The sequence below is a fragment of the uncultured Nostoc sp. genome, assembly GCF_964245575.1.
In the GTDB taxonomy this organism is placed as follows: Bacteria; Cyanobacteriota; Cyanobacteriia; order Cyanobacteriales; family Nostocaceae; genus Nostoc.
Map to the genome: position 1 here is coordinate 11,449 of NZ_CAXTNP010000119.1, position 11,673 is coordinate 23,121.

Below are 11,673 nucleotides of genomic sequence, written 5' to 3' on the forward strand. Positions count from 1 at the left end.
TCAAAAGCTCAACTTCCACCTTCAGAAGCTCAACTTCCACCTTCAGAAGCTCAACGTTCACCTTCAGAAGCTCAACTTCCACCTTCAGAAGCTCAACTTCCACCTTCAGAAGCTCAACTTCCACCTTCAGAAGCTCAACGTCTAAGTTTTAACTCCCTCTCTCTTGCCTAATCCCCAATCCCCAGTCCCCAATCTCCGGAAATCTACCCCAGATTAAATGTTTTCCTAGTCAATTAAATCAGGTATTTATGAATATTTTAGCCAATGCTATTGATGCTTTAGAAGAATCGAATAATGGACGCAGCTTTGAGGATATTCAGCTTAAAGGTAATCGAATTATAATTACAACTTCCCTAGAAGAAGACTGGATAAAAATTATCATTGCTGATAATGGTAAGGGAATGACCGAAGAAGTAAAATAAAAGATTTTTGACCTCTTAGAGAAAAGTGTGTAGTTTACCGCCGTAGGCATAGCACTAAAATACAGCTTGCCTAAAAGCAGCTACGGTCTGGATGTGCTGGTATTTATAGGCAGCACGTTCAAGAGCTATCGGATAAGAATTTATTCGCTTGTTCCCAGTCAGAGATTGGGAACAAGGCAAACTTCTAACTCCTAACTTTTTACACCTTTCCCACCACAACCGAGTCTTTCTTCAAAAGTTCCACTGCTGCTTGATATTGCAGATCCACTTGGGTGCCAATCTGTTCACGGTTAATTGGCTCTTGGGAAATCACTTTATCTGGCTTAATACCTAGTTTATTGATATCCCGGTGTTGAGGAGTTTCATACTTAGCAATTGTGACTGCCAAGCCCGAACCATCTGATAATTCAAATAAAGATTGAATTAAGCCCTTGCCAAATGTGGTTTCGCCTACCAACTGGGCACGACCATTATCTTGAAGTGCGCCGGCGAGAATTTCACTAGCACTGGCAGTTCCTTGATTCACCAAAATCACCAGAGGATCGGTCGTCAGGGCTGGCCCAAAGGCTTCAAAACTACCTTGAATGCCTTGTCGGTTCACAGTGTAGACAATAGTACCAGAGTCTAACCACAGACGGGCGATTTCAATTCCTGATTGTAATAACCCCCCAGGATTATTTCGTAAATCCAGAATGTAGGCAGCAGCGCCTTTTTTTTCTAGACTAGAAATAGCGTGTGCCAATTCCGTTGAGGCATTGGCATTGAATTGAGTGAGACGTAGGTAGCCAATGGGCGTACCCTCAGGAGAAACACGCAAATCTGAAACTACAGGGTTAAGAGCAATGCGATCGCGTGTCAGTCTAATTTCTGTTTCTGCCTCTCCGTCCCGTTCGATGAGGAGAGTAACAAGGCTGCCACTGGGGCCACGCATTTTAGTCGCAGCTTCATCTAGGGTAAGATTTTCTGTAGAAACGCCTTCAATTTTGAGAATGCGATCGCGTGGTCTAATTCCCGCTTTATCTGCTGGTGAACCTGCTATAGGAGCAACTACTTCCAACTTCCCACTCTCAGGATTTAGAGCAATTTGTAATCCAACCCCAGTCAGTTCCCCAGAAGTATTGACCTGTAAGCTGCGGTACTGTTCTGGGTCTAAAAAGCGTGTAAAAGGATCATTGAGGCTATTGAGCATCTTCCCAATTGCTGCATAACTAGCATTTGAGTCTGTCAGTGGCTTCTCTAGAACCTTTTGCCGCACAGCCGCCCAGTTTTGATGATTAAACGTCTCATCTAGATAAGTACGATTAACAATTCTCCATACTTCCGAAACCAGCTTTTGTTCTGTCGTCAAAGCCATCGCCGGCTGGGTGAGCGTACCCAACGCCAACCAAAACGCCATTAACAATGAAAATCCAACCCGAAATACTTGTTTATTCATGAACCCCATTATCAATTCCACCTCAACCCAAATTGCCTAGATAATGCCCACTTGCTCTGTTGTTGATGAAATCTATCTCTCGATTATGTTACTTTTTTTATAGAAGTGGTGCATTTTTCTCATCAAGTTGTTCAGTCAACTGAGGCATCGTATCCACTCACCAAAGGATAAAATCTACTTTGTGTCCACCATTTTGTGTGTAGGGGCGTAAAGAGATCGCAATATATTTCCTCTTTACGGGGCGTGATACTTCTATCTCCCGGTTTCTAACCGGAAGATATAAGTGAACAGGCTGAATAAATTCAGCCTTTGTGCAGTCGGGGCAACGAAAAAACTGGGTTAGGCGATGTCAGGGCTATGCCTGCAATTGCTGTTAGCAGCCCAGAATCCCCCGAATTTAGCGTCCCTTGCGCGTGCCGTTAGGCAAGCGGATTCGAGGGAGTATGTAAAAAAGTGTAAAGTTTCTGAAGTCTCTTAGCACGCTAAAAGCTGACAAGCTTTCCAAAAAAACTCCTCTTTACTAAAATCCCAAAATTGCTAATTGGGAGAGAAGTCTGAGCGAAGGCTTCTGCCGATTCAAAACTTCGGGATTTATCAACCGCAACCGACTTTTAGGAACTTGAGATTGTATGGCCAACGTTTCCGACTGGTTTGAGGAACGCCTGGAGATTCAGGCACTCGCCGAAGACGTTACTAGTAAGTACGTCCCTCCCCACGTCAACATCTTCTACTGTTTGGGTGGAATTACCCTGGTTTGCTTTCTCATCCAGTTTGCCACTGGATTTGCGATGACATTCTACTACAGACCAACAGTTACTGAAGCTTTCTCCTCTGTGGAGTACATCATGAATGAAGTCAACTTCGGTTGGTTAATTCGCTCCATCCATCGCTGGTCTGCCAGCATGATGGTATTGATGATGATTTTGCACACCTTCCGGATTTACCTAACCGGTGGTTTCAAAAAGCCCCGCGAACTAACCTGGATAAGTGGTGTCATCCTGGCCGTGATTACAGTTTCCTTTGGAGTCACCGGCTATTCCCTACCTTGGGATCAAGTTGGCTACTGGGCTGTGAAAATCGTTAGCGGCGTACCAGAAGCAATTCCCGTGGTTGGCGTTCTGATTTCCGACCTGCTGCGCGGCGGTTCAAGTGTTGGTCAAGCAACACTAACTCGTTACTACAGCGCACACACCTTTGTACTGCCTTGGTTGATTGCAGTCTTCATGCTATTTCACTTCTTGATGATCCGCAAACAAGGCATTTCCGGTCCTTTGTAATCTCGGCTATTAGCGAAAGGCAACATTTATCAGTTCCCAGATGAAGTTGTTTGTTTTAAACTTATGAAACACAAAAAATTAATTGCACATAAGTTCCAAAAAACAAACCCTTGTATCTGAAGCCTAAAGCTGTAGAGACCCTCTAGGCGGCTGACCAGAAATAGACAAACGCTGTTTGCCGCCTTAGGGTTGCCTAGTAGCTGATAGCTTTCACAAATGCTTTAATTTAACTTAAGCAGGAGAGCACATTTCAAAATGTCAACACAAAAAAAACCTGACCTGAGCGATCCTCAGTTAAGAGCCAAACTAGCTAAAGGCATGGGTCACAACTACTATGGTGAACCCGCTTGGCCTAATGACCTACTTTACGTCTTTCCAATCGTGATCATGGGTTCGTTCGCGGCGATTGTAGCTCTAGCTGTGCTAGACCCTGCTATGACCGGTGAACCAGCAAATCCTTTTGCCACACCATTGGAAATTTTGCCAGAGTGGTACTTGTATCCAGTTTTCCAAATTTTGCGATCGCTTCCTAACAAACTTTTAGGAGTGTTAGCAATGGGTTCCGTACCAGTAGGTCTAATCCTCGTTCCCTTTATTGAGAACGTGAATAAGTTCCAAAACCCCTTCCGCCGTCCAGTTGCAACCACAGTATTCCTCGTTGGTACTCTTGTCACCCTGTGGCTGGGTATTGGTGCTGCCTTGCCATTGGATAAATCTTTGACCTTGGGACTATTCTAAATTAGTCACCATAAAGTGCTTTGACGCCTGTGAGTTTCAAAAGCAGATGTAGATGTGCTTTTGAAAGAAATTTACAGGCGTCAATTTTAACAGTTATCAGTTAAAAGTTTTGATAACTGGGTTTAAGTCCCCCACTATATGATGGGCGAAAACTTCCAACTGAAAATTAATCACTATGCCGCCGATTAGTGCTAGGTATTAGTGGCGGGTATAAAAGCTACGGCCTCTACACCTGATAACTGATAACTGTTGACTGTTCACTGATTTAATAATTCAGATTACATCTGGGATCTGAAGTTTTGGATGGAAAAGCTATTCCAAAATTTAAAATCACCAAAAGTCATCAAATACAAACATTTTTCACTTACTTAACGTAAGTTGCTAGTTACAATTCTCGAAATGCAAAAATCGTTCATGTTTTGTCTTTTGGGACATAGAATATCTCAATTTAGATTTTTCTATATCAAAGAAATTCTGCGAAAAGTGCAAAATTTAATAACTAGCAACTTGGGTTTACTTATATTTAAGTCACAGTTAATGTTTAGCATAGTGCAGCAAGACCATCTGACGGTTAAGAGCGAACTCAGTCTCCTAAACCAGGTGCAAGAATGGTTCGAGCAATTTTGTCTGCAACATTTGTCTCAACTTGGCTGGTCAAAAACCCAACTTGATCGCCTAAATTTAGCATTAGCAGAAGGCTTTACCAACGCTGTTCGTCACGCTCATCATGCTTTACCCCCGGAAACAACCATTGAGATTAACATTTATCTGTGGATTGACCGACTAGAGATTAGAATTTGGGATTATGGAAAACCTTTCAATCCTGATGCGATCGCAGAGCCAGAGCCAGGTACGCTGCAAGTAGGCGGTTATGGATGGTTTCTCCTGCGGCGGTTGGCTGATCGTGTTGTATACGAACGTGGTGCAGATGGTAGAAATTGCCTCCTCATCGTCAAATACTCTCAAGAAGCGCAAAAGTAAAAGTGAAGCAGCCAAGAAGAGGAAAAGGGGCTGGGGGCAGAGGAGAGAACCCCATCAATAAATTTAGGGCTGCTGAAACTTGGACACATTATTTTTCTCTACGAGACGCCCAAAGCGAACGCGCTTTGCGTCTCGAAATAAATAAATATTTCTACTTTGAACATAAATAAATCTCACCTCAAAACAGAAACACGAGCAAAAGGAGTCCTTGATCAAATATGATAGTTATTTGATTGATAAAAGTATACTCTTTTTCAATATTATCTAGATTAGAGTAATATGTTTTTTACGTAAAATTGCTTATTGATTATGATTTTTTTGTAAAGCCTCAAAGAATATTGTTGTATAAAAAGAATTAATGAATACAGTAAAGATAACATTCGAGTTACACTAGCTCCCTTGTTAATATTTGTCAGCAGTGTTGAGAGTCTTATTTTTGTTCTCCAACAAGTGTCATTTTGTGCTTAAAGAGATAGAGGAAATAGGGGACAAAATATGATTAAGACAGCCCTAATTACAGGAATTACAGGTCAAGATGGCTACTATCTCAGCCATTTGCTCCTCAACCGTGGTTACCGAGTTGTAGGATTAGTACCCCCGCATCGACAACCTAATTTGACCAAGCTAGGAACACTGGCAAATCAGGTAGAAATTTTTACGGTTGACTTGAGGGATAACGCGGCGTTGTTGACCGCAGTTGAACAATTGCGTCCCCAAGAAATTTACAATTTAGCGGCTCCCAGTTTTGTACCCGACTCTTGGAACGACCCATTGGGAACCCTGGATCTGATAACTGGTACGGCTACCAGGCTTTTGGAAGCAGTACGAAAAGTTGGTTTGTCTACCAGATTTTATCAAGCCAGCAGTTCAGAAATGTTTGGCGATGTATTTATTTCGCCTCAAGATGAAGAAACGCCTTTTCGCCCCAAAAATCCCTATGCGGCGGCCAAGATGCACGCCCATTGGACTATGATGCATCACAGACAGCGCTATGGGTTATTTGCCTGTAGTGGAATTTTATATAACCATGAGTCTCCTCTCCGGCCACCTCAGTTTGTTACGCGCAAAGTTTCTTTGGCAGCTGCATCGATTAAATTGGGTTTAACTGACACCTTAGAAATGGGTAACCTAGATGCCAAACGCGATTGGGGATTTGCGGGAGATTATGTAGAAGCAATGTGGCTAATGTTGCAAATTGATGAACCAGAAGAATATGTGATAGGCACTGGTAAACTGCACAGTGTTAGAGATTTAGTTGCCGCAGCCTTTGAGTCTGTAGGATTGGATTGGACGCACCATATAGTTTTAAATACCAGCTTATTGCGACAAGATGAGCATTTTCAACTAGTAGCTAACCCTAGTAAAGCTAAAATAAACCTTGGTTGGGAACCCCAAGTGAGCTTTGAGGAACTTTTAGAAAAAATGGTAAAAACAGATTTAGAACGGTTACAAAGCGGTGCGATCGCGCCTTTACCGCAAGTGTAAATAACCTAACATGCATATCACTACAGTGACAGAAAACCTCAAGTTAGGTAATAAAATTAACAAAAAAACCAACCATGTCTTCGTGTTTTTAGAAATTTTTGCCCACGAAGGCGGTATCCAATCATATATAAAAGATATTTTTCGGGTCTATCAGGGATTGAGCCAAGCCTACAAAGCGGAAGTCTTTTTGCTGCGAGATAGTCCTGATAGCTTAAATCCGTTTAAAGACAAGAACTTAAAATTTCATTACTTTAAAAATCAGTCTCCCTATTTGGGGAGACTACAAATGGCAGCAGCTTTACTCAAGTGTCTTTTGCAAAACCGTCCAGAACAAGTTTTCTGCGGTCATATTAACTTAGGAGTATTAGTAAAAACTCTTTGCCAGCCTTTGGGTATTCCTTACACCGTGCTAACTTACGGTAAAGAAGTCTGGGAACCGCTCAAAAATCAAGAACGTCGCGCCCTGACATCAGCATCTGGAATTTGGACAATTAGTCGTTACAGCCGCGATCGCGCTTGTGCTGCTAATAGTCTAAACCCGAAAATAGTACAGATGATGCCTTGTGCAATTGATGGGGATAAATTTACTCCTGGTTCAAAGCAGCCAGAATTAGGAAAGAAGTATGGCTTAACTGGTGCTAAGGTGTTAATGACAGTAGCGCGGTTATGGTCAGGGGATATTTACAAGGGTGTAGATGTAACGATTCGGGCATTACCACAAATCGCTCAGGTTTTGCCAGAAGTGAAATATTTAGTAATTGGTCGCGGCGATGACCAACCGCGATTAGCAAAACTTGCTGCATGTTTAGGTGTGAGCGATCGCGTCGTATTTGCTGGTTTCGTTGCTACAGAAGAATTAATGGAACATTACCGCCTTGCTGATGCCTATATTATGCCTTCGCAAGAAGGCTTTGGCATAGTTTATCTAGAGGCAATGGCTTGTGGAGTGCCAGTATTATCCGGTGACGACGATGGTTCAGCTGATCCTTTGCAAGATGGTAAACTGGGATGGCGAGTACCACACCGCAGCCCTGATGCGGTAGCAACGGCTTGTATAGAAATGCTTCAAGGAAATGACCTGCGATGTAATGGAGAGTGGCTACGAGAACAAGCGATCGCTCTGTTTGGCATAGATGCCTTTCAACAGCACTTGCAAAAAATTCTTCTATCCTCAGTAATGAAGTCCATTTGAGTCCAAATGATAAATGACAAATGACCAATGACCAATGACTAAAATCGCTATCCTAGAAGGAGAGCAGGACGAAATTTAATAAAATGAGCTTTAAGTCATTTCAATTGAATCTTTTAAATCTCCGCCCTTGGCTTACCCTGCTGGCAGTTATTTGGTTGCTGGTATCACTGGGCTTGGGTTGGTTGGTAAATTCGTTGCTAATTATTGTCGGGTTGCTGTTTTTGGCACCCATTGTGGCTTTTTTTGGGTTTCGTTGGTGGCTGCAACGTAACTTGGTTGCTGACCAGTGTCCCGTCTGTAGATATGAATTTACAGGTTTAAATAACAGTCAGTTGCAGTGTCCTAACTGTGGGGAGTCATTGTTAGTACAAAATAGCCATTTTCAGCGCTTCACACCAGAAGGCACAATTGATGTCAAAGCTGTAGAAATCCCAGCCAAATCACTGGAAGATTAGTCATTAGTCATTAGTCATTAGTCACTTGCCTTGAGCGACTTGTACTAAGCGGCTTGTGCCGAGCGAAGCCGAGGTAAGTCGAAGTAAGTCGAAAGGAGTCGAAGTATTGGTCATTGGTCATTAGCAAAGGACAAATGACTATTTGTTTGTTTGTTGCGAGATTGAGAGGGTGTAGTTAAAGCTTGGCTTTCCTTGGGATAGTTCGCCCACATACACTGAGTATGTTCCTGCCTGCCAGTAACCAGAAAGTTCTGGGTTGCCTCCAGAATATTTATCTGCCATTACACAAAAACGCCCCCCAGGCCCATCGATCAATAGCGTTGGTTTCCCTTCACTCTCTACTGTTAATCGCAAATAAGGTAGTGATTCTGTAACCTGGATAACTTGATTAGGTTCAGTGGTAATATTGCCACAATTACTTTTGACAGTTCCCCCAGACTTTCCCTTCAAAACCAGTGGATCTGCTTGGAGATTTCGATTAATTTGAATTGTTGGTTTCTGTGCCAAATTAGTCTGGGCGAAAACCAAACTTATCGCCAAAGCTGTAGGAACAATTGTAAATAGCCTAAGCGTTTTCATTTTAATTAATGCTCCAGATTTTTTCTAGAGCAATATTGTTATATCGTCTGATTTATATAGACGACAGAAAACCGTCTTAGTTCCAAAAGCTGCCGTATAAAACAATACCATTAAATTCAGGATTTTTTGTGAAAATTTAATGGGTGTAAAGACCATTAATCGTGCAAATTATCTATGTTTAGTGGCGCTTTTGCACCAAATATTCTACTTTACATTCTGCACTTCAATCCGTAACACGCTAAAATTCCAAAAATCATCATAATTTTTACTGCCCAGAAAGGTATTGCACACACAGACATTAGCTAAAATCACTAAGACAACCACCAAAAATACAATTTGGTTGGTCTGTTGTGGAATAAGTAACCTAGCTGAGGTAGAAAAGATTGATGAATCCTCAAAGAGAAGAAGACTTGCAGCGTCGCCTCAATAAGCTAGAGGCAGAGATTAATTATTCGCCGGAAGTGGTTCCCCAACCACAAGAGCAAAAACAGATACCTCAGTCTGTTTTTGCCAAATTTAACTTGCAACTGGAGCGATTTCAGATTTGGTTCAACAGCTTATCTGGGACAAAAAAGCTGGTAGTTTCGGGTGTGACGGTGCTAGTAGGCTTGGCAATGCTGCAAGCAGTGTTTAAACTGGTTGCATCTGTAATCAGTCTGGCACTTTTGGGAGTGTTAGTGTATGTTGGATACAAAATTTTTGTGTCTAGTAGCTTTCAACGTAAGTAATATGATATGCATTTACTTTGCATACCCGTAGTTATGAAAGTCAGGAGCCATAATACAAAAGGCTCCTGACTTATGACTCCAAAATTCTATTTCAACATGCTTTTCTTTTTGCCGATTAGCTTAGTCTATTTTAATTGTGCCGATCACGGCGTATAAATAATGTCAAAGGAAATTATGCAATGACGACACCAATTGTTAAAAGAAGTAATCAATCTGGTCAGTCAAAACAACCAGAAAGAGCCAGTTCGCTGCTCCTAGCAAGTAGGCGTTTTGCTGCTTGGGCGGCTGAAATTACACTAGTAGTTACTAGTGGGTTGATTCCCTTCGGCATTGGTGTTTATGCCAATTCTAGAAGCGATCTTAACCGAGTGCCGCTTAACCCCGTGCTGGTAGTCACAGAAAGAGCGATCGCTAGACCCCTGGCTCTACCTGTGAGCTATGGCATCCGTAACGTGGCATGGCCGACTAATATTTTGTGGACAATTGCCCTGTTAGCACCTGTAACTCTCTCATGGTGGCAATTGTATTTACTGGCTAAGACTGGTAGCACAATTCCTAAACGTTGGTTAAAAGTGCGGGTTGTCAACGAGCAAGGAAGACCACCTGGTTTGGGGGCAGTGGTGATCAGAGAAGGAGTTGGGCGTTGGACTGTACCCATTTCCATCGCCTATCTGCTGTGGCGCTACAGCTTTGCTTTTCCTAATTTAGGATTATTCACTTTTTTGTCTTTGTTAATGATTGTAGGTGAAGGGATAGGCTTACCGTCGCGCCGGGGGCGTCGCGCATTGCACGATCAACTTGCAGGCACTTATACAGTAGATGCGACTCGTCCCTTGCCATCCTCACTCTTAGCTAACAACAAACAAGCTCAGTCTACTGATGGTAATGATGAAGCAGAAGAATGGCAGGAGGGAGAAGAATTAGCGGCAGCCCAAACCAACCACTCGCCTAATCTGTGGCGGCGGATACAGCAAAATCCTAATCTGACTTTGTTTGGGGTAGGGCTTACGAGTATGACTGCTGTATTGGCAACTTTAATCGGCACTCAAGTTTATATCCAAATTCAACAATCCCAGCGAGCAACCGAGAAAATCAACAGCCAACAGTTCCTCGAACTTGTCAAACAATTAGCTCCCAACTCTGGGGCGACTAATGAGCAACGCCAAAGTGCAATACTGGCTATAGGTGGTCTTAATGACCCAGAGTCCATCAAATTTCTGGCGAATCTCTTGGTTAGTGAAACCAACCCCAGCATCCTGGATACGATTCAACAAGCTTTGACAACTGTCGGGCCCCAAGCCATCCCAGAATTAAAAAATAAGAATCAGTTTTTGGTTAGCGAACTAGAGTCTGTGGGTAGCACTGCAACCCAAGAACGAGAATTAAGGCAAGGGCGGCTACAAAGAAACCAACGGACGATCAACAAGATTCTCTCTGTTTACAGTGGTAAAATCGAGGGCGTTGACCTTAGTAGCACCCAATTAGGTCAAAGCGGGACTCCAGGAAGTTCCTTCTTCAACTTGGTACTAGACAACCTTGATTTATCAGGAGTTAAGTTTAAATCTGCAAATCTTAATCAAGCCAGCTTTAAGGGTAGCCGCTTTCGAGACGTGGGTGAAGATGGACGTTCGGATACCTACGACGATGTGATGGCTGATTTAAGCCAAGCTCAGTTGCAGCAAGCCAATCTTACTGATGCTAATCTCAGTCGCGTCTTGATGAACCGGACTGATTTGAGCCGCGCCACTCTCAACAGAGCCAACTTATCCAACGCACGTCTATATGAGGCTAAACTCAACAGCGCCCAATTAGTAGGAGCCGATCTGCGAAACGCTGTTTTGGAAAAAGCTAGCTTGACTGGAGCAGATTTAGGTGACGCTAAATTGAACGAAGCCAATCTCTACGCTGCCCGTTTAGGTCGCGCCACTGCCATAGGAACGCAATTATCCTTTGCCAACTTAACTAACACTGATTGGCAAGGGGCAGATTTATCAGGAGCCTATTTGGATCGTGCTAATCTCCGCAATGCTAACCTGGGCGCCACTCGTCTAGCTGGTGCTGTTTTGCGTTCTGCCCAGATGGAAAACGCTAACTTGCAAAATGCCGATCTGAGTCTTGCAGATTTACGGGGGGCAAATGTTGCCGGAGCAGATTTTAAGGGGGCAATTCTCGCTCCTAGTAAACAAGATCCAGCAGATCAATTTGTTCAAACCCCAGATTTAGGCTCAGTATCTGCCGTAGTCCAAGGGGTTGATTTTTCTCAAGCCAAAAATTTAGATTCTAAGCAATTAGCGTACATTTGTACTCAAGGAGGCATTCATCCCCGTTGCCCGTAGAATGAGATGGGGAGCAAGGGAGGCAAGGGGAGCAGAGGGAGGCAG

General features: G+C 43.1%; 10 protein-coding genes and 1 pseudogene. 9 read left to right on the forward strand and 2 right to left on the reverse strand.

The window, feature by feature from the left end; all coding sequences use genetic code 11:
- Positions 1 to 197 precede the first annotated feature (197 nt).
- A pseudogene (locus ACFFAP_RS19390) lies at positions 198 to 419 on the forward strand (ATP-binding protein); the annotation flags it as partial.
- Positions 420 to 621: 202 nt separating this feature from the next.
- Here ACFFAP_RS19390 and ctpA read toward each other — a convergent pair.
- The gene (gene ctpA, locus ACFFAP_RS19395; RefSeq protein ID WP_375512728.1) at positions 622 to 1,866 is read right to left on the reverse strand and encodes a carboxyl-terminal processing protease CtpA; all 1,245 of its coding nucleotides are present in this window, start codon (positions 1,864 to 1,866) and stop codon (positions 622 to 624) included.
- A 620-nt stretch (positions 1,867 to 2,486) separates the two neighbouring features.
- On the opposite strand from ctpA, the gene petB reads away from it, so the two are divergent.
- The 6 genes from petB to ACFFAP_RS19425 all read left to right on the forward strand — a co-directional run bounded on the left by petB (position 2,487) and on the right by ACFFAP_RS19425 (position 7,985).
- On the forward strand, positions 2,487 to 3,134 hold the full coding sequence (gene petB, locus ACFFAP_RS19400; protein ID WP_375512729.1) for a cytochrome b6: 648 nt from the start codon (positions 2,487 to 2,489) through the stop codon (positions 3,132 to 3,134).
- Positions 3,135 to 3,389: 255 nt separating this feature from the next.
- Positions 3,390 to 3,872, forward strand: coding sequence for a cytochrome b6-f complex subunit IV (petD, locus tag ACFFAP_RS19405; RefSeq protein WP_094352635.1), 483 nt, complete (start codon positions 3,390 to 3,392; stop codon positions 3,870 to 3,872).
- A gap of 537 nt (positions 3,873 to 4,409) precedes the next feature.
- Positions 4,410 to 4,853, forward strand: a complete 444-nt coding sequence (locus ACFFAP_RS19410; protein ID WP_109012771.1) for an anti-sigma regulatory factor — start codon at positions 4,410 to 4,412, stop codon at positions 4,851 to 4,853.
- Positions 4,854 to 5,348: 495 nt separating this feature from the next.
- Entirely contained in the window at positions 5,349 to 6,338 is a 990-nt protein-coding gene (locus ACFFAP_RS19415) for a GDP-mannose 4,6-dehydratase (RefSeq protein WP_375512730.1), read from the forward strand.
- Between the two features lie 10 nt (positions 6,339 to 6,348).
- Positions 6,349 to 7,530, forward strand: coding sequence for a glycosyltransferase (locus tag ACFFAP_RS19420; protein ID WP_375512731.1), 1,182 nt, complete (start codon positions 6,349 to 6,351; stop codon positions 7,528 to 7,530).
- A gap of 83 nt (positions 7,531 to 7,613) precedes the next feature.
- Positions 7,614 to 7,985, forward strand: coding sequence for a hypothetical protein (locus ACFFAP_RS19425; protein WP_375512732.1), 372 nt, complete (start codon positions 7,614 to 7,616; stop codon positions 7,983 to 7,985).
- A gap of 138 nt (positions 7,986 to 8,123) precedes the next feature.
- Here ACFFAP_RS19425 and ACFFAP_RS19430 read toward each other — a convergent pair whose 3' ends face one another.
- Positions 8,124 to 8,564 carry a hypothetical protein gene (locus ACFFAP_RS19430; protein WP_375512733.1) on the reverse strand — a complete coding sequence of 147 codons (441 nt, stop codon included), beginning with the start codon at positions 8,562 to 8,564 and terminating at the stop codon, positions 8,124 to 8,126.
- A gap of 386 nt (positions 8,565 to 8,950) precedes the next feature.
- Between ACFFAP_RS19430 and ACFFAP_RS19435 the strand changes: the two genes are divergently transcribed.
- Positions 8,951 to 9,292, forward strand: a complete 342-nt coding sequence (locus ACFFAP_RS19435) for a hypothetical protein (protein WP_375512734.1) — start codon at positions 8,951 to 8,953, stop codon at positions 9,290 to 9,292.
- Between the two features lie 179 nt (positions 9,293 to 9,471).
- The gene (locus ACFFAP_RS19440) at positions 9,472 to 11,628 is read left to right on the forward strand and encodes a pentapeptide repeat-containing protein (RefSeq protein ID WP_375512735.1); all 2,157 of its coding nucleotides are present in this window, start codon (positions 9,472 to 9,474) and stop codon (positions 11,626 to 11,628) included.
- Positions 11,629 to 11,673: the final 45 nt, after the last annotated feature.